Here is a 22,548-nt window from a genome sequence, read left to right as displayed (position 1 = left end):
GTTCTTAGCTCGGCGCCCAGGTCCGCTTCATTGTTTGACCAATTCTAAAGCCTTGCACGAGATTGACGCGCATCAATTGATACAGTTCGTGCAATGCTTCTTGATCGTTTATGCCATATTTTTCGGCGACAGAATTTACTTGCTGCATAGCGATCGCCGAGAAGTAAACCAAGACTTCTTCTCTGACTTCTCCCCTGCCTTGATTGGGAAGTCTCAGAACGGCTTTTCCAAAATCGTTGTTGACTGCATCAACGATTTCTCGATCGAGCATGTCTACGTAGAATGATTCTGTTTTCTGGCCCATGGATGCCCTCTCAAAATGTTCCACTTCAGGATTCATTAGTTGAGATTACTGTAGCACCGTTTTTATGCAAGAACTATGCGCACGTTTTTAGTTATACGTTCCTTAACGTCGCGCGCGCGCCTGTCTGCGTTCGGGCTCAGCCATATGCGCCCGATATGAAGAATATGTACTTTGCTTACGGTGTGACGATGCTTGGTACCGCTGGTGACGCCATCGATTCGGCGGCAGCGATGACGACGTCGGTGATTTTTTCCATGAGACTTTGCTCAGAAAATTGCTCTACCGATATTGCCTGAACTGGACCTGGAAGAGCCCCCAGGCAGCTTGTAGCAGCGCGAGAAAATGTCTCGGCATTGCCAGTGACATAGAAGTTGAATTCATCTTGATTGGAAACATTGACTGGCGCATCATTGTAGTTCGAGCCTGCCGTCAAAAATTCTCTGAGAATCACCGCCGGATCGATAAGTTGTACTTTTCCGTCCAGTAAGCGCTCCAGATGTGCACGCAGGAAGGGGAAGTGTGTGCAGCCCAGAATCAGGACTTCTACCTCTTGCTCCAGGAGCGTTCGTACGTGCTGCTCGACGACACCGAGAGTGCCGGGCTGATTTATATTGCCGCTTTCAATGATTGGTACAAACTCTGGGCAGGCTAGCTCAAATACATCTAATCCTGGTTGATGCGATTTGATCAATCTGGAAAAGATGTGACTGCGCACTGTGGAAGCAGTGGCCATGACACCCACCTTCTTGTTTAGACTGGCAGTGTATTCGGCCGTAGCGCTGATCAGGTCGAACACTGGCACGGGCGAGCGGCGTTTCGCTGACTCGAAGGCGTGCGCTGCACTGGTGTTGCATGCCATTACAATCGAATCGACGTTCTTCGTCATCAGAAAATCAATGATTTCGTCGACGTAGCGAACTATTTCAGCCGGTTCTCGATTGCCGTAGGGGCATCGAGCTGTGTCACCGACGTACGAAAACTTCCGTCCCCTGGATGTTGCAGGCAGTTTAGCCATTTCTCGCAAAACCGATAATCCACCAACGCCTGAATCGAATAAGCCGATGCGATTGAAGTCTCTGAGCTGCTCTGCCATTTCTAGGTTCCTCTGACGCTCACCTGACTGCGCGGACTGCGTCTGCCCGCTCTGAGAGACTTGCAGCCACTGACTTGGTGGGCACTGCAGATGTTCCCTTTCCTTCGTTCTGATTTGGGTTGATGACCGGGGCTGGTTTCACTGCATTTACTGGCGTTTCGGGGTTTTTGTTTACATAGAGAATAACACCCTGCGTGAGTGCATCTGCAATCTTGCCCTGGTAATCAGATGATATTAATTTCTCACGTTCATCCTTATTAGATATATAGCCGACCTCTGCCAGGATCGCCGGCACGGTGGTGTGATTGATTACGTAAAAACGAGCTTTACGAACGCCGCGATTTGGAACGCCCAGGGAAGTGTAGAGACAGTTGTGGACTGCTTCTGCCAGGGGTTTACTCTGTTCAGTCTGGAAGTAAGTTTCTACTCCTTTGATATCGTTAGTGCTTTCCAGTGCATTTATGTGCACGCTAACGAAAGCTTTCGGCATGACGAGATTGGTGATTTTTACCCGGTCTTCCAGTGAGACAAATGTGTCGTCGCTGCGTGTCATTGTGATGAAGGCACCATTTGCCTCAAGCCGCTTCTTGAGCTGATTTATGATGCCGAGTGTCATTTCTTTCTCGCGTGCGTCGCCACGCTGTGCACCAGGATCACTGCCACCATGTCCGGCATCAAGTACAAGGCTCACACCTTCCAGCGGACGATTTGATTTCGTCGTCATCGATGCTGGTTGACTGAAAATCTTCAATGTGAGAACTTTTCCGTCTTCTTCAAAAGTCTTTTCTTGCACTTGCACGCTATCGTCGGTCAGGTCAAATACCAGTCTGCAAGTGTGTTTGTCTGTCATTCCGATGCGCACTGATCGGCACAGAGAATTTTCTTGAAAGATTGAGACGGTCGCTTCATCTAAATCTGGTGGCTTTTCTAAATCGATGATGTACCGCTCGGGTGAATGTAACCGGAAACTTTTGTAAGTGATGTTGCGTTCAGACAAAAGCTGAATCGCCGCGTTCGGCTCACTTGAATCTGTGTCACTTACTACTGAAAGCCGCGCCATTGGTACTCCGGGTGGTTTCTCGGTTTTCTTCTCAGCGCGCAGACCGTCTGATTTTTCTTTGCTCGGTAAGTCTGCACTGCCGGTCTTTTCTGCTGTGTCAGTGTCGGGTTGGTTTTTTGCTGATGTTGTTTCGTCCAGCGCCGGCTTTTTGATTCTATCTGTCGGATCCGGCTGGTCTTGTGAAGCGGTTGTTAGGAGTTTGTTATTTCGCTCGGAATCCGGAGAAGCCTGTGCTGGCGTGGCTTGCGAAGACCTCAGGATGGGTGCATCAGTTGCTTTAGGCATCGCTGCAACGGTAGCCTTCGCAGTAGGAGCGGCAGTCGCCACAGGTGTTGCAGGAACGGTTGGTTTGGCAGCTGCAGCGGTAGTCGTGACAGGTGTTGCAGAGATGGTTGGTCTGGCAGCTGCAGCGGTAGTCGCGACAGGTGTTGCAGAGATGGTTGGTTTGGCAGCTGCAGCGGTAGTCGCGCCAGGTGTGACTGCAACGGTCGGCTTATTCGTCGTTGCGTCAGTCGTTTTTGCTGTTCCAACTTTTGATCGGCGCGCTGCTTCGAGCAACGCCTGAATTTGTTGAATGCCGCGGTCAATATCTTCGTCATCGGAAGCGGGCGCGTGAGCCGGTCGAGATCCAACCTGTACGGACGCTACTGGCTGAGATTTTGTATCCACGACAGCCGTTTTCGTCGCCACTTTGACCGGCAATTTTGCCACCGATACACTCGAGTCTTTTGTAACGGTCGGCTCATCACTCGCAGAAGCTGGGTTGCGTTGAGTAACTCGTGCCGGTTTGTCTGATTTTTCCGCCACTTTTATCACCGGGTCGGTTTTAGCCGGCGCCCTGGCAGGCACCTCAGCCGTTTCGATCTGGTCCGGAACCAATCCTTTCGGACCCGTCCACTTGACGATTAAACTTCCTGAATTAGCGGTAAATGAAAGTCCTTTTAATGAAGCAGGGTTTCTGGATATAGCGGCAACCCTGCAAATGGGTGGATTGACCTGAAACTGACCGACCCGAATCTCTTCGATGCCCCACTTGCCAGGGGGTTGGACCGGATGAATGATGTGCGGAGGCATCATGTAGCTCAGCCCGGCGAAGTCGGCGACCATCATGGCGTGACCGTTGGGACCCGGCAGATATTGAATTGAAGGGGCGCTAATCTGTTCACCTTTCATGGTGCTAATCAGGATTGCATTGTTATCAGCATCATCTTTGCACGAGACGACGCGGTCAAAATTCCAGGCCGGCTGCGCGAAAGAAGCAGCGACCGATACGGAGGCAAATAAGAGACTCGATAGAAATCCAGCGACCCGGCTCGATTTCAGCGACATGAAGCCACCTTAACTTTTCCTTCAAAACTCAATTTTAACACGCCAGCACTGCATCTTCGCTTGAACTGTATATTCTCTTGATATCCACTGCCACCACATATGAGGCGTAAATAAAATTCAGATTCTGTTATCTCCATTAGTAAACTGATACTCTTACGTGCGTGTTTCGAGCCCTCCATCGCTTACCAAGTGGCGGTCTCTGGCTAAATGGCGTCGTCTTTTTTTGGGAGTTAATTTGGAATGAACTTAGCTGGTTTCCCTCTGATATTCGGTTGCGCAATTGCAGCAATCATCTATGGTGTCGTTGCCAGTTGGAGTGTTCTGAAGCTGAGCCCCGGCAACGAACGAATGATCGAAATCGCCAAGGCGATTCAGGAAGGCGCAGGCGCCTACATGAACCGTCAATACACGACGATCGCCGGGGTCGGTGTCGTCCTCGCAATCATCATCGGCGTCGCGCTGACACCGATGACTGCAGTAGGTTTCGTCGTAGGTGCGTTGTTGAGCTCACTGGCAGGATATGTCGGAATGTTCGTGTCGGTGAGAGCTAACGTCAGAACTGCTGAAGCAGCTCGAGGCGGATTGGAACATGCTTTGACGGTAGCGTTCCGCGGTGGTTCGGTAACCGGTTTACTAGTAGTTGGATTAGGACTTCTCGGAGTCGCAGGTTTCTTCTGCTTTGCACATGACGTGCAAGCTCTGATCGGACTCGGCTTCGGCGCCAGTTTGATCTCTGTATTTGCTCGACTCGGAGGTGGCATCTATACGAAAGCTGCCGACGTCGGTGCTGACCTCGTTGGTAAAGTAGAGGCAGGAATTCCGGAAGATGACCCAAGAAACCCTGCAGTTATCGCTGACAACGTCGGCGACAACGTGGGTGACTGCGCCGGAATGGCTGCTGACTTGTTCGAAACCTACGCTGTCACAGCTATTGCTACGATGCTTCTTGCTCATGAAACATTCCAGACTGTAATCGAACAGCGCCCAGAAATTATGCTCTACCCGCTGGTATTAGGGGCGGTATCAATCGTGGCCTCTATCATCGGTACGTTCTTCGTTCGCCTCGGCGGAAGCAAGAACATTATGGGTGCTCTCTATAAAGGTTTGATTGTTTCCGGTGTTCTGGCTGCCGGTGGGTTCTACTACTTCACTAACGCCATGATGAGCGGACTCAGCCGTGAGCCGATGGCTTATTTCTTAGCTTCCATGGTTGGATTGGTTGTCACTGCCGCCATCGTATGGATCACTGAATACTACACATCGACTGCATTTGGACCAGTGCGCGGCATCGCCAAAGCCTCTGAAACCGGTCATGCTACGAACATCATCGCTGGTCTGGCTGTATCGATGCGTTCGACTGCAATGCCTGTCATCGTCATTGTTGTCGGTATTCTTGTGTCGTACGGATTAGCCGGTATCTTCGGTGTCGCTCTGGCTGCCATGTCTATGCTAAGCATGTCCGGAATCATCGTCGCCATCGACTCTTACGGACCGATTACGGACAACGCCGGTGGTATCGCCGAAATGTCCGAATTGCCCAAAGAAGTACGCGAAATTACTGACCCTCTCGATGCCGTAGGAAATACAACCAAAGCAGTAACCAAAGGTTACGCAATCGGCTCAGCCGGTCTGGCTGCAATTGTACTGTTCAGCTCGTACACAACCGAGTTGCAGGCTGCTATCCATAAGGTTACTCCTGACGCGACAATCACATTTGACCTCTCCAGCCCTTATGTGCTGGCAGGACTTTTCCTCGGTGGCTTGATTCCCTTCCTCTTTGCTGCAATGGCAATGGAAGCGGTCGGCTATGCAGGCGGTCTGGTTGTCACTGAAGTACGTCGCCAGTTCAAAGAAATCCCTGGCATCATGGAGTCGACTGCCAAACCTGACTATGCTAAGTGCGTCGACATCGTCACTACTGCTGCTATCAAGTTGATGGTAGTACCTGCGTTGATTCCAGTTCTGACACCTGTCCTTATTGCCGGTCTCGGATACTTCTACCTCAACGCTGCAATGCCCGGTGAATATGCCGCTGCGAAGATGTTGGGTGGTGTGCTGGTCGGTTCTATCGTCACAGGTATCTTCGTTGCCGTCTCGATGACCTCGGGTGGCGGCGCCTGGGACAACGCCAAGAAGTACATTGAGGAAGGCAACCACGGCGGCAAGGGTTCAGAAGCTCACAAAGCTGCCGTGACTGGTGACACAGTTGGTGACCCTTACAAAGACACTGCTGGTCCAGCCATCAACCCGATGATCAAAATCTTGAACATCGTCGCATTGTTGCTGATTTCGGTTCTGGTAGGCTCCGCGCACTAATCCAGCACTGTATCGCTCATAATCGAATGCAAAAACTCAACCGCTATCGGTTGAGTTTTTGGTTTGCAGTTGAATTGCGGACGCCCCAACTGGTGTGCGATTCGGGATTTTTCCTCACTCGCGAAGTCAAGAGGGTTGGTGTGGTTAATGCGGGGGAACATAAGGATTAGAGTTCTGTTCAATTCATTGTGAGCCACATCAGGCCGAGGACCACATGCAAAACCCGCCGTTGAGAAGTTTATATCTGGGAGTGATGCTTGGTCTTTTGATTGCGTTCTCTCCGACGTGGATGAACAGAGAGCCAGTGCATACTTACGATGCGCCGTGGGTTTATCCTGCTACGCACTGACCGTTGGCCAACGCCTTCAACGCTCTGGGCTTAGATAAGCTTGATCACATTAGTCCGCAGCCAGGCAGCAATACTGTTACCCTAGTGATTGTGCTGTTCGCGGGCTGTCTATGCCAAACCTCAGAAAAACAAATGTTCTCGTTAGTACGCGTGACGGGATCTCGTATATCTTTCAGATCGTAAGTCTTGCGGTTGGATTCGCAATCTTGATCATTACAGTCACAGCCGCTGTGATAGCCATCCTCGTTTGCAATGACTTGCGCCATGTTCCAGACCTGGCTTTTCTCAAAGATTATCACCCCAATCGCACCATTCAAATTTTCGACCACAAAGATAAGCTCGTCTGCGCAGTGGAACAGGACGTCAGCCGAGTTGTAGTGCCGCTCAAGAAGATACCGCTATACATGCAGCAAGCAGTGCTCGCAGCAGAAGATCGACACTTCTATGAGCACAGTGGTATCAACTTTAAGAGTCTGGTCAGGGCTGCCTATGCCAATATGCAAGCACGTCAGGTCGTCGAAGGTGGCTCGACTATTACGCAGCAGCTGGTAAAAAATTTGTTTTTTCTCGACACCGGTCGGTCAGCTGACCGCAAGATTGCCGAAGCTCTTGTTGCTACTGAGCTCGAAAAACGATACAGCAAGCCGGAAATTTTGCAGATCTACTTGAACGAAATTTATTTCGGAAACGGCGCCAATGGTATACAACAGGCTGCACAAAGGTATTTTGGAAAGAACGTCTGGGAGCTCAATCTGTCTGAGTCTGCCTTCATAGCAGGGCTAATTCGTTCGCCGTCTACATTAGGAAGTCCGGAACACCGTGACGAAGCAATTTTGAGGCAGCGGCAAATCCTTGATGGTATGGCCGAATGTGGTTTCATTACTCACGCTCAGGGACAGCACGCTAAATTTTACCCGCTCTACTTTCACAGTAGTCTGGAGCCAAAACCCCAACATGCTTTCAACGTTTATCCCTACTATGTCAGTTATGTATTGGATTTGATCAAACTGCGTTATCCTGAAACCGTGGCGCGCCGGCAGGGCATCAAGGTTTTCACGAATTTGGATCAAGTAGCGCAGCAGTGCGGTGAAAAGGTTCTGGCGCAAGAGATCAAACATGCTCCAGCTGGTATTACGCAAGAGGCGTTGATTGCTATTTCTGTTAAGGATGGCGGCGTGCGCGCCATCGTAGGCGGTGCTGGCGACTACTGGACCAAGCAATGGAACTGCGCCACCAACCCCCATACTGTGGGATCTACATTCAAACCGTTTGTATATTTGACTGCCTTTCTGGAACATGCACTTGGTCCTAATTCTCTCATCGACGACACACCACTGACGGTGCATCAGGTCGACAGCGCGGATTACAGCCCTAAAAATTATGATGGAAAGTTTCTCGGCAAGATTCCTGTGCGCAAGGCCCTGGCGCAGTCACGCAATGTTTGCGCTGTTCGTGCGGCTCAGATGGTCGGAATGAGCCGGGTGCTGTCGATTGCCAGAGAAGCTGGGATTACTGGTGATATCGCTCCAAATATTTCCTCTGCCCTTGGAAGTTCGGCGCTTTCGCCGCTCGACCTGGCTGGTGCTTATGGAACCTTTGCCAGAGGCGGCGTCGTCATTACCCCGCGCGCCTTGAGGCGGGTCGAGTCGATGAACGGCGAATTACTCGAAAACTTTGACTCTGATGCACACCGGGTCTTCCCTGAAGAGGAAGTCTCCTGGCTTGTTTCCATATTGCAAGAGGTCGTAAATTCAGGCACAGGAATGCAGGCTCGCCTTGGAGACAGACCTGCAGCCGGAAAAACTGGTACGGCCGACAAAGCTACCGATCTCTGGTTTGTTGGATTTACACCGGATATGGTGACCGCGGTCTGGGGCGGTAATGACAATAATCTGCCCATTGCCAATAAGCACGTCACAGGCGGCACGGTGATGGCTCGGCTCTGGCGTCAATACAACAAGATGTATTACTCTCGGGTATCGGTGCCTCCCGGCGCCTTCCTCAGCAGTCAGAATGAAGGAGCTGTGACCGATATCAAGGATCTGCCCGACGATAGCAATTCCACAGCAGCGCATGCTGTTGTCGAGCACAAAACCGCTGGCAGGCGCAGACCAAAGGTTGTTCATCATTTTCGGGCACCCAGAATGTTTTCTGGGCACAAGCCTTCGAATCCTGACGGTGGGGTGGCTGTGCGTCGCGCTGTCGGTGTAACCGAGTATTCATGGGGACGCTAAAAGCAAGACTTTGGCCCCACAATCGAGTATGCTTGCATACCCAACACATATATGGAATCAGCAGGTATGGTTAAGAAAGAAGACGGCGGTCGTTCACGCAGCAATGAGTCGGAGCCGCGAAAACCTCGTGTGCAAAGAGCTTCCGCCGATAGTGAGCGGGCATTCAAAGAGCGCCGGGAACGTTCCGAGCAAGGAATCGACCAACCTCGTCCACGTGGAAGAACTGGTGGTCGAGCAGAGCGACCGAAGCAAGAAGACAATGTAAATTTATTCCTCAGCCCCAGAATGATGGAGCTTGCCGAGGAACTTGCTCAAGCTGAAAAGATGAACTTGCGTCAGTATCTGACTGAGGCACTCAAATACATTTTGCTGGCACATGGTAAGCGTCTCGGTGCAACAGACAAATATGTGACGGAATTTGTCAGTCAGAACAACAAAAAGATTGCCACCTGGCGCAGTGATTCTGGCGTAACCGCAGATGGTGCCCCGGATGAGCAACTCGACGTTGAAGTGCTTGCCAATGAAGGCGAAGGTGCCACAGAAGGTGAGTCTGGTAGCATACCGGAGGGCGGTGATGCTCGACCTCGTTATGGACGCCGGTTTGAAGGTGGTCAGGAATCAGGCTATGGTCGCCGCCCAGAAGGCGGTGAATCCGGCTACAGGCGCCGAACAGAAGGCGGCGAATCAGGTTACAAGCGCCGCACAGAAGGCGGCGAATCAGGTTACAAGCGCCGCACTGAAGGCGGTGAATCAGGCTACAAACGCCGAACGGAAGGTGGCGAATCAGGCTACAAACGCCGCACCGAAGGCGGTGAATCAGGCTACAAACGCCGCACCGAAGGCGGCGAATCAGGCTACAAACGTCGCACCGAAGGCGGCGAATCAGGCTACAAACGCCGCACCGGAACGGAAGGCTCGAGTTACGGTCGCAAAACAGAAGGTAGCGGATCTGGATACGGTCGCAAGACTGAGGGCGGTGGCTCCGGATACGGTCGTAAACCGGCTACTGGAGAGTCTCGTTACGGTCGCAAGACTGAAGGTGGCGGATCTGGATATGGTCGCAAAACAGAAGGTAGCGGCTCTGGATACGGTCGCAAAACAGAAGGTAGCGGCTCTGGATACGGTCGCAAAACAGAAGGTAGCGGTTCTGGATACGGGCGCAAGACTGAAGGTGGCGGGTCTGGATACGGTCGCAAAACAGAAGGTGGCGGTTCCGGATACGGGCGCAAGACTGAAGGCGGCGGTTCTGGATACGGTCGCAAGACTGAAGGTGGCGGTTCCGGATACGGTCGCAAGCCACAGTCCGGAGAATCAAAATCGTACGGTCGTTCTGCCGGCAAATCGTTTTCAGGTGATAAAAAATTCGGCACCAGATCTGGTGGCAGCGGCGGGGCTCGCAAGAAACCGTCGAACAGCAGCAGTACTCGTCGCAGATCGACTTAAGAAAAACGATTGTCTGTCCAGCTGAGGCTGTCTGAACTCATTAGTGAGCACTGGCTGCAAGAAGTGCGTTAAGCCAGTGAAAGATGCCTATGTGCAGCCCATAAGCAAGCATTCCGGCGCATGGAATGGTAAGGAACCAGGCCATCAACATATCCCTGGCGACGAGCCAGTGCACGCCTTTTTTTCGCTGTGCAGTGCCTATACCCATGACTGTTGATGCAATCACCTGGGAAGCGGAGACCGGACCGCCTGTAATTGAGCCTATCAATACAACAGCGGCAGAAGAGAATTCAGTGACAAATCCATGTAATGGTCTCAATCGATAGATTCCCAGACCTACTCTTTTGACAATACCGGGTGCCAGAGAAGCGATGCCCACCGCCATGGCCGTGCCGCTCAGAAGTCGCACCCAGAGAGGAATTTCATCACCTGCTAAATAACCGCCGGCGTTCAAAGTTAAAACAAGTATGCCCATCGCTTTCTGTGTGTCATTAGCTCCGTGGGCAAATGCGAGTACGGCAGTCGTTATGATCTGCAGCTGTTTCAATCCCCGATTTACGCGTGTCGATGCGCGCATGAGAACTAATAGAGCGGCGACAAAACAGGCATAGCCAGCGGCAAAGCCGATCACGGGCGAAAGGAACAGGCTGAACACAACACGCCAGACACCGGTCGCCTGCATCACGTGATCGGGGGTTCCCCAGCCGATATTTTGCCATCCACCCGAGCCCGCGTAGACAGCCCCAATGATGCCGCCGACCAGGGCGTGCGTCGAACTGGAGGGAATGCGACAGACTTTGGTGATGTAATTCCACAAGATGGCGGCGAAAAGAGCTGAGGCCAGCACTGGTAGCAGGCTCGGGTCATGGCGCCAGCTTGTCAGCGACTGAATTGAATGGGAAACCGCCGAACCCCCAAACAGTGCTCCCAAAAATTCGCACGTGGCAACTAGAATTATCGATTGCCATTTTGTCAGCGCGCGCGATGCAATGGCACCAGCAGCAACTGAGCTGCCATCCTGGAACCCATTTGTGTAGGTGAAAATGACGCTGAGGAAGAAAACCAGAATTGACAGAGCTAAAATCGACAATAGGTGCTCCAGCATCGTGGATGTATAGATTATTGCTGCTTTTCGGCATGGTCTGCGCGATTTTGCAATAAAATTTGGGTAATTCAGTCTGCTCCAAAAGCTACTTCGATTTCTCTTCCACAATCAATGTTGTGATGTTGACTCTATTTGAATACATCCATTAGCATGGCACGATTGGAAAGTCACGAGGAGCGAGGTAATCAGTATGCATGAGCGATTTTGTGAGGGGGAAATCGCCACGCTTCGGAAATTCGGCATTGTGATTTTTGCAAATCGAATTATTTATGAAGCGCAGCCGCCCATGTCGAAGAAAGATATTGAAGCTGTTCAAAAGTATTGCCTTGGACCGATTCCGAAACCGCTGCTAGACCTCTGGAGCCAGACTGCTGGTGGACGTCTTCCCTATCGTCTTTCAATCATCATGGACGGAAACGTTGAGCCACTTGAGTGGAAAGAACTTTTTTACAACGGTAGCGATTCATATAATGATCTAAAAGGTTGGATCAACCACGAGCGTAAACTCACCAGAGCGGCTTCTGGTTTCAACCTGCTTAAGATATCGAGTAACTTGAGGGCAAAGCTTACGGACCTTCCAATCGGTGGGTTCGACCGCACAGATCGTGTTTACGTAAATGTAAGCGCCTCGCCTGAAAGTGGACAGGTGCAAGGATGGAGCGAAGGGAATTATCGTCGAGGCGATGCATTCGGTACGATTGCTGAGGATCTTTATGGTGCGTTTGAAGCGTTGTTTTTAGAAGAGGATTCGATTGCTGAAGAAGGGCGAGACGGGGGCGAATTGGCCGCATTTTTGGAAACCTCTGTGCGGGCAGGTCTTTCAAGGACCCTGGCCGACAAAGTGTTGGAGTATTACCGGCAGGCCATTGTAGATTGGAGAACGCCACTTCAACAAAAAACGCTTGCTCAGAACCCTCTCCTGGCAAACATGGCACTGAGGCAAAGCATAGAGCGTGACGATCGAGATTTGATTTTCGAACTTTCTAATGCGGGTGTGAATTTGCATACTTCAATAAGAGGCGCATCACCAGTGGAATATGCCTTTGCCCTCGAGAAGTTTCAGGCCCTCGAAGCTTTGATCGATCTGCGTGCGGCAGTCAATAAAGATATCCTCTATAACATGATAAGTGGGGCTGTTCCTGCACCAGCCATGCGGGCGCTGCTTCAGTGCGGGGCTGAGCCCACCGTCATCGCTATCGTTCAATGCGCCTCGGCAGGCGAGTATGAAAGCGCGCGCATCTTGGCTCAAGCTTGTTCGGCGTCGCCCGACTTTGAAGATGAATTTGCACGAGCTAAGCAGAGATTTTTAGAGAACTTCGAACGCTCTGTAACGGAGGTGCAAGCAGGCGTGCTGCATGATTTCAGGGGCGAGGAAGGTTTGAAAAATTGTCTGTTGCAGCTTAAGAATTTCGAGCTTACTAGCTCGTCTTGACGATGACGTGTAATAACTTCTCGCCAACGATATCGATTTTTGTGGCACATGACACCATACAGATATAGACTTCGCGTGTCTTCAAAAGTGTTTTGAAGTCATCGAGAGTAAATAGATTTTTCATCGCTTGCCTGTAGATTTTGGCGAACCGCTTTTCCGATTTCCTTGCCAGGCTGGCTTGATTGGAGGCTTCCGTCGAATTATTTTGCAGGTGGTTGAAAGCCTGATTCAAGCAGCGAGTTCCTTCAACGAGAGTGGCTGCCATCTCCTTGAGAAATGGATCGGAGCTTTTGAAATCGAGGGCTTCCATTTCGCGAACTGTTGCTTTTGCTCCGTTAATCACTTCGTCGAGTTTGACTGAGAGATCGTGGATGTCTTCTCTATCGAAAGGCGTGACAAAGGATTCAACTAATTTGCGCTCGAGCTCGAGTTTGTGCTCGTCTGCATCGTTTTCCAGATCGCGCACTTTCTGGCAGCGATCGAATGTTCCTTCATTGATCCACTGTTCCAGCGCGATAATGCCGTCAAGGGTGGTGGCTGACTGTATGTTCAGCAGGGCGAAGAAGTCGGTCTTCGGTTCAAATACTCTGGCAAACCAACTTGATTTATCGACAGACGGTGACATGGCGAGCCTCGCGGATACCTAGATTATTGCCGTTTTTCCTCCGAGCTTGCTCTTTCAGGCAATAAAATTTGAGTAATTCGATTATTTCCGCCCCTCCCACTCATCGTAAAACTGCTCCAGAAACTGCTCGATGAACTGATGCCGATTTTGAGCCATGTCTCTGGCTGCTTTTGTATTTAATCTGTCTTTGAGCAAGAGCAGCTTCTCATAGAAATGGTTTATGGTCGTTCCAGTGCTTGACTTGTATTGCTCGAAAGTCTCATGTTGTACGGGGTTCTGCTCGGGATCGTACATGATGCGGTTGAAGTGCCCGCCATACGCGAAAGTGCGCGCGATTCCTATTGCACCGAGTGAATCGATTCGGTCGGCATCCTGAACGACTTGACCTTCCAGCGTATCGACTTCGTTTTTTACACCAGCGCCTTTAAAAGAGACTGTGAGAATGATCTGCGCAACGCGAGCCTGTGTTGTTTCATCGACACCAATGGAACTGAGCCACTGGCGAGATTTAGTGGCACCAGCCGTGATGTCACCGCCGTGAAACTTCCAATCGGCAATGTCATGCAATAATGCTGCCAGTTCCACTATGAACGGATCTGCTCCTTCGGCTCTGGCAAGTTTCACTGCCACATTGCGGACGCGATTGATGTGCCACCAGTCATGCCCGGTAGAATCTGCTTTCAGGGTCTCCCGAACAAATTCTTCAGTGCGCTCAATGATTTCCTTTTGCTTCGTGGTGTGAGCAGTTTCCAATTCAATCGCTCCCATTCTGACTCCTCCTGCAGCAGTTATGAGTCGACGTTCTTTTGCTGCGCAAGAAACGCCAGCACCTGGCTGCGAAAACTTTCGGGTGTGATCTTGCTTTGAATATCGCCTGATAAGCGCAAAATCGGCACGATGTCATTTATACCACCGAAAGTCCATCTGCCGTCCATCGACTCTTGCTTAGAAAGACTTTCGGCTAAATCTTGCAAATCTACCCGGGGGACGGTCTTTCGTGATTGATAGTCAACCCATGTTTCGTAGCGATAATAGAGCTGGAAATTTGTCTCCTGCATCAAAAGTATGCGCATGCAACTGGTCAGATTGTGAACAGCCATGCGGTGCACGGATTTGTCTGGAGTTCTGTTGGAATCAGGCATGGTCACAATTGCCAGGTCTAATTCCGGTATTTCAGTCAGTCTGTATGTACCTTTGCGAAATGCCGCTTCGCTTTCGTCGAGTAAATCGTCCTGTTCTCTCCAGAATTTTTCAAATGAGTTGATCTTTTCTACAATTCTTTCGAAGCGTGGCAGCAGTTCTTCGTACAGTATGTCTGTGACGGTGTCGTAACTTTCGGAAAAAATGCTGGTTTTTAGTGGCGACGATTTGGGGTTATGCCAGGCATCCAGCACAAAACTAATTCGCGCCGCATCTCTGTCTCTATAAATTTCAAAATCACCCGCACCGGCTATATCCAGAAGTAAGTCTTTACGAGCCATTGCCTCATTCTGGTTGAGAAGCGTGTACAGTCCCACTAATCCGTCAGCATCAAAATGATTGTTCGAGACTATCTCAGCTTTCGCGCCCTCCGCGGCGTTCAGCAGATAGTCGAATACTATTTCGGCAGAGAGGTCTGCCTTGAACTCTTGTGGCGTGCTGTTTCCTGGCCAGTGCGACAGAGTCAGTACTGTCCCTTCGTTTGCCTTCCCATCAACGATGATATTGGGAAGCACTCTTGATTTTTCGTAAGCGAGATATCGCACTCGTCGTCACTCCAGAAAAATTTTTCTCCCCTTAAACCATATAGTCAGGAGTTTTCAGCAGTCGCACAGCCAGTTGTCAGTTCTTAACTCTTAACATTTTGAACTTCTACAATTTTTACGAAATTTGCTGAAAGTGTCTATTGAAGCTGTTTTTATCGCTGGCATGATTTTCGTGCAAGTTTCCTAATCCATTGCAAAATAAAGAAAGAACGACTCCTGCATGTCGTTCCAATATCTACCGTTAAAATGATGTTCCTCACATGAGATTCGGAGTTCGTAGATGAAAGCACTAGTCCTCGATAAGCCCGGTACACCGGAATCACTTTATACATCAGACGTTGAGCAACCAAAACCAGGTCCTGGTGAGGTCCGCGTCAAAGTTTATGCAGTCGGTCTCAATCCTGTTGATTACAAACTCGCTGCGTCAGGCTACCCAGGTTGGGACTATCCAATGATCCTCGGGCTCGACGTAGCCGGTGTCATTGATGCCGTTGGCAAAGGTGTCGATGAATGGCAACCTGGAGACCCAGTCTATTATCACGGCGACCTTTCGAAGCCGGGTGGCTACAGCCAATATGCCATCGTCACCACGCGCACATTGTCCTGGTTGCCCGACGGTCTGTCTTATACCGATGCAGCTGCTTTGCCGTGTGCCGGTTTTGCCGCATATCAAGCGCTGCACAGAAAGCTGCATGTGCAGAAAGACAAAACAATCCTCATTCTCGGTGGAGCTGGAGGCGTGGGCGGTTTTGCAGTTCAGCTGGCCAAGCTTGCCGGGCTGAAAATCATCACGACTTGCTCCAAGCACAATGTTAACTTCGTCAAGAACCTCGGTGCTACTGAAATCATCGATTATCAAACCGAGAACGTTAAGCACGCCGTCGATGAAATCACGCAGGGTCGCGGTGTTGACTACATCGTCGATACTGTAAGCAGCGCCAGCGCCACAGAAGCGCTCGAGATGCTTGCCTTCAATGGAGCCATCGCCTGTGTCGCCGGTATGCCGGACATCACTAAAGTCGGCGCTGGTGAAAAAGCCTTTTCAGTGCACGAAATTGCACTTGGTGGCGCCTACGCGGCCAATGACACACAAGCTCTTGATGATCTTGCAAAGATCGGAATGGAGTTCGGTAATCTCGTTGCCAAAGGTCAGGTCAAGCCGATGGTGGAAGAGGTTGTAAATCTGGAAGATATTCCGGATGCTCTGGTACGTCTTTCCATGCGTCATGTGCGCGGCAAGATAGTTGCTAAAGTGCCACAGCCGCAAGAAAAGTAGAAAGCTTGTTTGCGACCGGGTCATTTCCGCCCTGGTGCAAAGCTAAGAGAAAAAAGCCACCTGTATTCCAGGTGGCTTCTTTCATTGTTGCAATATGGTTGGCTTAGCGCACCTTTTCGATGCGGCGCGCTTCGTCTTTGACGAACTCAGCTTTTACATGCTCTCCACCGTTTGCCTCAAGCAGCCGATGTGCTTCTTTGGTTCTGTCGTCGTCCTTTTCTGCATAAACTCCCAGCAGGATGCCACCCTTCTCGAGTTCGCCACGATAAAGTTCGGCTTCGTGTTCGGGGATGCCGAGCCCGACCAGACCGCCCAAAAGCCCTCCTCCCAGCGCGCCTGCTCCGAAACCAGCCAGCATCGCCAACCATTGACCGGCTGCGAATAAGCCAATCGCCGGGGCAGCCACCAGGCCTGTTGCGGTCAAGCCAAGAGCGATGGCGCCGAGCGCGCCACCTACAGCCGCACCGGTTGCCAATCCTTCAGGAGCTTTGGTTGATTCATCAACCATGAACTCACGTCCGCGTGTCGTTTCAGACATGAGCAGACTGATGTCGTCCTGAGAAAAACCATGTCGAATCAGATCTTCAACTGCAGTCATTGCTGCGGCGCGACTGCGGAAAATCGCCGTTAATAGCTTAGCCATGAAAGTTCCTCCACTTTGCGACGGGACCGACCCGTCGCTATATATTTGCGTTTTAAAAATTGCACCGGCAATGGTGACGGAGGCGGTGTCGATTCAGTTTCCGATTAAGGCACAATCTTCCACATTGATTCAGAAACAGTGCATAACACTCAGGAACTTGAATATTTGCGTGGCGTCGATAATGTTTGAATTAGTCGAGGTGCCGAATATGAACACAGTGAGATTCCAGACCTTTGTGGCTGATGTTCACGAATTGCCGATAGATTTGAAAAGAGTTTTGAAAGTTCAATTTCGCGAATTCATTCATTTTGTAGAAGATGCAGAAGACGGCATCTTAATTTTCGAAGCAGCTGTTCAGGCAGATGCGAGCAACCTGGAAGCTGCCTGACCGCGCTTACAGGCAGAAGGCATGGGCGCTCAAAGAGGCGCCGACGAGCAAAAGGCGCAGTCTCAGACCGCGCCTTTCACTTGTATAACTCACCCATCGCACTCGATGGAATAGATACCGATCAAAGAAGCTTTCTCAGGCTTCGATGAACGGACAGTCAATTAGTGACCGCCGCAGCAGCCGCCCGAGTTTGGTTTTTTAGCTTGCTCTTCTTTCTTTTCTTGCTGCTGAGCAGGCTGTTTCTCTTCCTTTTTGACTTCTTCTTTGTCTTTGGTTGCTTGATCGCTCATGTAACACCTCCTGGAGTTGTGTCTTAAGGATGACGCATAAATTCGCCGATTGACAGCGAATGTAATATAAAATCTTGCCCGGTCCGTTTCTCTATAAGGGTGTTTTCGTACCCTGTTCAGCCAGGTTCGGCGTTAAGGCACTCTCTACCATCGAGATAATTTCAGATTTGGGCAGGAGACCGACGTTTGCCTGGACCGGATGCCCATCTTTAAAGACGACCAGGGTCGGTATTGATTCGATCCCGAGCGCTCGAGCGAGCCCGGGGTTTTCATCAATATTTACTTTCAAGACTTTTACTTTGCCCTGGAACTGTTCGGCGACTTCGTCGACAATCGGCGCCATGCGTTTGCAAGGTGGACACCAGGTGGCGTAGAAGTCTACGAGCACCGGCTCTTTTGCTTTTAAGACGTCGGTATCGAACAGCGCGTCAGACGTAGATTGCACTTCTACAGCAACGTGAGGTGCTTTATTCTCGAATGCTCCTGAGCAACCACTCAGTAGAACGGCACTCAAAGTTGTTGCAATAAACCAATTTCTCATCTCGAGACTCCGTTGCGTAGAAAGGCTGAATAGAATAGACGCTTCGCGTCTCTGTGGTGTTTCGAAGATCGGGGCACAATCGTGCAATAACAACAATTTCTCAATTTTTTCAATCCGGTCTGCTGAGACTAACCGCTGGCCGAAGTATTGGCACCTGCCAGTGTCGGGTGAGGCGTTGCATCCTTTTGATTCGGTAACCACTTGAATGAGTCATAAATTGATTTGTTCATGCCATTTGGATTGTCGAGCGTGCCCGATATCTTGAAGCTGAATGCCCGCGGTTTATTATCAGGCCAGACATTAGGCACGATAGGCAACCCATCAAGAACGTCCAGGATGCCGCCGATGCTGAACATCGGTCCGACCTTGCCTAAGAAACCTCGAGTGGATGTGCGGGGAATGTTGCCCACAACATCTACCTTCAAGGTGTCCTGTTTGAAGTCTATGTTTCCGGAAGAGCGCATACGCAGCTCATCACCGTTGAATTCAACCGGTCCAAAGCGGGCCATATCAGGGTCAGCATTGCCAAACACAACTTTCAGTCCCGGTTTTAGAACGAAGGTTCCGGCGATTGTTTTGTAGTTGCCGTTCTTTACAGGAGCAACACTCTGCAGGAAGTTGTTAATGTTGAACCCGACCAGACCGCCTTTGATGAGATTGGCCTGATCGATTCGCCTTTGCAATAAGCTGAAACGCGAGACCCGGCCGTTCTCCAGCTTGAAACTGCTTGGTTGATGAGCTCCCAGGTTGACCATGTCACTTTCATCTGGTGGCGGTACTTCCAGTGTGTCGTAAACGTTCTTGCCAGGGCTTATATCGGCTCGAAATCTGATATGCGACTGCAGTGTTCCAGTAATTTCGTTGGGCAAGTCGAACAACTGTGTAAAGAGAACATTGGCATCAACACCGCTCAAGTCTGCTGTGCCACCGAAGAGCGCTTTATCCTGAGCTGTCCATCCGCGCATTTTCAGTTTGCCTTTGGCGATATCGGCTGTGATGTCTTTCAGTGAGATGTTTCGCACTTTCTCGTTTGTTTTGCTTGTGTAGTAGCCCGCTACCAGTTTGCCTTTCAGACCTTTTACGGGCAGTTTGTTCAAAGTCATGGACTGGATATTGACGTCGAATGGAGTTGATTGCCGTTCATCAGCGGCCGCTGCGTTTCCCGTCACCCACTCGTTTGAACTGACATCACCTGTGACATGGAAGAGTTTGTAGGCCGGAACGCCAAAATCGTTGATGTGTACTGACCCTTTAACAGCGGGGGCGGTGGTCGGACCTTTCATCTCGATACTGCCGCTGATACTGCCGTTTAAATTCTTCAAGCCACTGTCTATGGTTCCGGCCGGCAGGAATGCAATCAGATTTTTCGCCTGTATCGGGTTAGGAAGATCCAGGGTAATGTCTATGTTTGGCGCCCTATCTTCTGATGTCGGTGAGTTGTAAACTCCATTGATTCGAATGATGGCGATTCCGGCTTGCAGTTGAACATTTTGCAGAGTGATCTTGTTGTCTTGCAGCATCAAGGTACCAGATGCGGTGGCAGGTTCGGTCTTTGGTTTAGAAAGTGTGCCAAAAGGTCCGACGAAGCTGAACTCCTGGTTCGCCGGTACGGAGCCCTGGAAAACCGCCGTCACGGTCTTTTCTGTGCCCGTCAGCTGTGCCGTGATCGGCAGCGGTCCTGACGAAACAAGTTCTCTTGCCTGCTGGTCTTGTTTTTGACCCATGACGTTGAAGAAGTCATTTAAGTCGATGTGGGTCAGAACCTTGATGTTGTAGGCCTTTGTCGTTTTGTCGGTAAAGTTGGTCACACTGCCTGAGGCGTTGAAATCAGTTTTGCCCAGATTGCCTGTGATGCTGTCGATGTTGAGATTTTTACCTGCCGTCAGGAAGTGCCCTTTGACGTGACTGATAGGAAACCCGGAGACGCGCGCCGCTACTTCATCGAAACTCATGTCTCCTGTGGCTGTAACATTGCCGCCGTTGACGTTAATAGCGACATGACCTCGGACTTTTCCTTTTGGTGGTGTGATGTTGAAATCCGACATTTCTTTGAGGTAGCGATCGCGTATTGGCTTGGGTGTGTTTGCCGCAGCCAGGTATGAATGCAAATCACTCAAGTCGAAGTTAGGTGTATCAACAGAAAAGCTGGAAATGGACGATGTTGCTTTGGAAAGATTGTTGATACTGAGGCTGGTGCGCAACCTGCTTCTTGGGCTGCTTACGTCAACATCTTGCAATGAGAGCGTATCTTTGTCGTAGATTACTTTACCGTTCATCAGGTGCACGGCTCGGCTCGAGCCGAGCGGCTGATAGGTAATATCTTTAGGTAGGGCGGTCATCGAAATGGTCGGAACTTTAGGTGAGCCGCTCAGACTGAGGTCCACTTTTTTCACTACGCCGTAAAGGAGCTGTTCAGCCAACAGTGGAGACTGTACTTTCATGGCCTGCATGGCCATTTTTACGTTGGACAGATCGATATTTTCGGCTCGGATTTTGACATTCACTGGTGCGCTGGGACTGGCTCCTACTGAACCGTTTAGCCAGAATTTGCCGTTGCCTAAAGTGCCGCTTGTGTCGCGAAAATCAAGCGATTGATTGACTATGCCGATTTCACCACCGTTCACTTCAAATATGCGCGTTTTTGAGTTGGTCGGCTGATAGTAGAGATTGATCGGCACTACTTTGAGCGCGATGGATGGATTCTTGAGGCTGCCCTTGACTTCGCCCCGAGCGCTTCTGATGCGACCGTAGAGGGTCTGTTCGTTGACTAGAGGGCTGTCTATTTTTGCTTCTTTGAGCAAAGTCTTTACGTCTGAAAGATCTATGTCATTGCTGGCAACGCGAACATCGACTTTGCCTTTTTCGCTCAACTCCGAAGTGCCATCCAGCGAGAAGGAGCCTCTGCCAAGTTTTCCTGTCAAGTTGGTAAACGTGGCAGTGGTGCCGTTGTAATCAACTTTGCCGCCGCCCAGCTCAAAAAGCCTCTGTGGCTCCCTGGGCATGTAATAGAGTTTCTCCGGCGTGGCATTGAGTGTGATGCGCGGCGACCCCGAATTGCCCGTCAGGTCGCCTTGCAGCGTCATCAGAGCTTCCTTGACAGTGCCGTACATCGGCTGGTGCACCACATCTGGTGCCGGAATTTTGAGAGCGTCGAGCGTCTGCCTGACTTCATCGAGCTGAATATGCTTGCCGTGATAACGTATATCGGCTTTGCGATTGGCGTCGACCCAGCCATCTGCCTCAAACTCGCTGTGACCGAGGCGCCCTTTCGTCTTTTCAAAAGCCAGTTTTTCTCTGGTTAGATGAATTTCGCCGTTGAGAGATTTAACCGCCAGTTTGCCCTGTGGGTACTCGAAATGAACATTCGTCACTTTCAAGTCGGCCCGATCAAACGGCACCGGTACTCCATCTTTGTCGGGCAAAAACGGCAGCGGCCCGGTTTCTTCGATTTTCTGGGCTGATAGGGTGAACTTTGGCGTCTCGATGGAGGTCTTCGCTTTTATGCCCTGATTTGGGATTCCTTCGCCTGAAAAGGTGGCATTGATTGGGGAGCCTATGTCTGGAAGCGAGAGTGGTCCGGTGAAGTCTTCAAAGTCAGCCAGCACCAGATCTTTTACTTTGGCGTTGAAGGCAAATTGGTTGTCTTTCCAGAGTTTTGGGTCTCCGTGACCGGTGCCATCGATCTCGAAATGCGTGGTAAAGGAAGGGTGTTTCAGGTCCATTGAAATTGCGAACGGCCAGCCTTTTCTATAAAACGGCCGGTCCATTTTTGCTTCGATGGATTCGAAGTCTAATTGCATCTTCGGTCTGCGAATGTCGGTTATGTGGACTCTGCCTGCATGAACACCTAGATGCGACAAATCTTTCAGCGCCGGCAACTCCGGTAAATCTGAAAAGTTCCATTTCGTATTAGATAATCGCGTCGCCCATATTTCTGGATTTGTGAAGTTGAGATTGGAAAGCATCAACTCTTTAGAACGAATCAGCGGAATCAGTGCCACGGCAATTTCTGTTCGACCGGCCTCGACAAACGGCTTACCGTTTAGTTCGTTTATGGTGATTTTGTCTGCGTGAAAGATTATCCCTGGCAGACCGACGGACCACCGCACACTGCCTAGATGCACCTGGCGATTCATATTTTCACTGATCACCGACTCCAGTCTTGCTCGAGACCAGGTGCTCAGCACTTTGCGCAAGTAGTACTGCCCGGTCAAATAGCCGACCACACCGACAAGTAGGACGACGCCGACTATCCACCCCCACTGCTTGCGGGGCGAACGAGTAGCGCGTTCGCTAGTTTGCGATTGGAGGTCTATCAATGATCACCCTCAGGCACCGCCGCGACGGTGAGTCCTAAGTATAGGCGCACTTGAAT

The 22,548-nt window shown here is 50.6% G+C and carries 16 protein-coding genes; 6 read left to right on the top strand and 10 right to left on the bottom strand.

The genetic code is table 11. The features are described 5' to 3' along the window. Positions 1-4 precede the first annotated feature (4 nt). From EKK48_05975 to EKK48_05965, 3 genes are all read right to left on the bottom strand, one after another. Positions 5-304 (bottom strand): hypothetical protein, encoded by a 300-nt coding sequence (locus EKK48_05975; protein ID RTL44795.1) that lies wholly within the window; start codon positions 302-304, stop codon positions 5-7. A gap of 175 nt (positions 305-479) precedes the next feature. Next, a complete protein-coding gene (gene murI / locus EKK48_05970) occupies positions 480-1,397 on the bottom strand; it encodes a glutamate racemase (protein ID RTL44794.1) in 918 nt (305 codons plus the stop codon). Positions 1,398-1,416: 19 nt separating this feature from the next. Further along, complete coding sequence (locus tag EKK48_05965) at positions 1,417-3,786, bottom strand: N-acetylmuramoyl-L-alanine amidase (protein RTL44793.1); 2,370 nt, start codon at positions 3,784-3,786, stop codon at positions 1,417-1,419. A 240-nt stretch (positions 3,787-4,026) separates the two neighbouring features. Here EKK48_05965 and EKK48_05960 point away from each other — a divergent pair, with 240 nt between their 5' ends. The 3 genes from EKK48_05960 to EKK48_05950 all read left to right on the top strand — a co-directional run bounded on the left by EKK48_05960 (position 4,027) and on the right by EKK48_05950 (position 10,128). Then, on the top strand, positions 4,027-6,102 hold the full coding sequence (locus tag EKK48_05960) for a sodium-translocating pyrophosphatase (GenBank protein RTL44792.1): 2,076 nt from the start codon (positions 4,027-4,029) through the stop codon (positions 6,100-6,102). A gap of 459 nt (positions 6,103-6,561) precedes the next feature. Next, positions 6,562-8,685: a PBP1A family penicillin-binding protein gene (locus EKK48_05955; protein ID RTL44791.1), complete on the top strand. Its 2,124-nt coding sequence runs from the start codon at positions 6,562-6,564 to the stop codon at positions 8,683-8,685. A gap of 66 nt (positions 8,686-8,751) precedes the next feature. Beyond that, entirely contained in the window at positions 8,752-10,128 is a 1,377-nt protein-coding gene (locus EKK48_05950) for a hypothetical protein (protein RTL44790.1), read from the top strand. A gap of 40 nt (positions 10,129-10,168) precedes the next feature. Here EKK48_05950 and EKK48_05945 read toward each other — a convergent pair whose 3' ends face one another. Then, entirely contained in the window at positions 10,169-11,233 is a 1,065-nt protein-coding gene (locus EKK48_05945; protein ID RTL44789.1) for an inorganic phosphate transporter, read from the bottom strand. Between the two features lie 286 nt (positions 11,234-11,519). Between EKK48_05945 and EKK48_05940 the strand changes: the two genes are divergently transcribed. After that, the gene (locus EKK48_05940) at positions 11,520-12,665 is read left to right on the top strand and encodes an SMI1/KNR4 family protein (GenBank protein RTL44788.1); all 1,146 of its coding nucleotides are present in this window, start codon (positions 11,520-11,522) and stop codon (positions 12,663-12,665) included. On the opposite strand, the gene EKK48_05935 is transcribed toward EKK48_05940, so the two are convergent. From EKK48_05935 to EKK48_05925, 3 genes are all read right to left on the bottom strand, one after another. Then, positions 12,652-13,290, bottom strand: coding sequence for a DUF47 family protein (locus EKK48_05935; GenBank protein ID RTL44787.1), 639 nt, complete (start codon positions 13,288-13,290; stop codon positions 12,652-12,654). The genes EKK48_05940 and EKK48_05935 overlap by 14 nt on opposite strands. A gap of 81 nt (positions 13,291-13,371) precedes the next feature. Beyond that, positions 13,372-14,058 (bottom strand): HD domain-containing protein, encoded by a 687-nt coding sequence (locus EKK48_05930; protein RTL44786.1) that lies wholly within the window; start codon positions 14,056-14,058, stop codon positions 13,372-13,374. A gap of 20 nt (positions 14,059-14,078) precedes the next feature. Further along, positions 14,079-15,035, bottom strand: a complete 957-nt coding sequence (locus tag EKK48_05925) for a hypothetical protein (protein ID RTL44785.1) — start codon at positions 15,033-15,035, stop codon at positions 14,079-14,081. A gap of 280 nt (positions 15,036-15,315) precedes the next feature. Here EKK48_05925 and EKK48_05920 point away from each other — a divergent pair, with 280 nt between their 5' ends. Next, positions 15,316-16,311 (top strand): zinc-binding alcohol dehydrogenase, encoded by a 996-nt coding sequence (locus EKK48_05920; protein ID RTL44784.1) that lies wholly within the window; start codon positions 15,316-15,318, stop codon positions 16,309-16,311. 103 nt (positions 16,312-16,414) lie between these two features. Here the strand turns inward: EKK48_05920 and EKK48_05915 are convergent, their stop codons facing one another. Further along, positions 16,415-16,954: a hypothetical protein gene (locus EKK48_05915; GenBank protein RTL44783.1), complete on the bottom strand. Its 540-nt coding sequence runs from the start codon at positions 16,952-16,954 to the stop codon at positions 16,415-16,417. A 208-nt stretch (positions 16,955-17,162) separates the two neighbouring features. Between EKK48_05915 and EKK48_05910 the strand changes: the two genes are divergently transcribed. Continuing rightward, positions 17,163-17,342: a hypothetical protein gene (locus tag EKK48_05910; GenBank protein ID RTL44782.1), complete on the top strand. Its 180-nt coding sequence runs from the start codon at positions 17,163-17,165 to the stop codon at positions 17,340-17,342. A gap of 381 nt (positions 17,343-17,723) precedes the next feature. Here the strand turns inward: EKK48_05910 and trxA are convergent, their stop codons facing one another. Beyond that, entirely contained in the window at positions 17,724-18,173 is a 450-nt protein-coding gene (trxA, locus tag EKK48_05905) for a thioredoxin (protein RTL44781.1), read from the bottom strand. A 128-nt stretch (positions 18,174-18,301) separates the two neighbouring features. Beyond that, complete coding sequence (locus EKK48_05900; protein RTL44780.1) at positions 18,302-22,492, bottom strand: hypothetical protein; 4,191 nt, start codon at positions 22,490-22,492, stop codon at positions 18,302-18,304. Between the last annotated feature and the right edge of the window lie 56 nt (positions 22,493-22,548).

Source organism: Candidatus Melainabacteria bacterium (genome assembly GCA_003963305.1).
In the GTDB taxonomy this organism is placed as follows: Bacteria; Cyanobacteriota; Vampirovibrionia; order Obscuribacterales; family Obscuribacteraceae; genus PALSA-1081.
The sequence above is the reverse complement of the archived record's forward strand: the minus strand, read 5'-3'. Positions and strand labels throughout refer to the sequence as shown.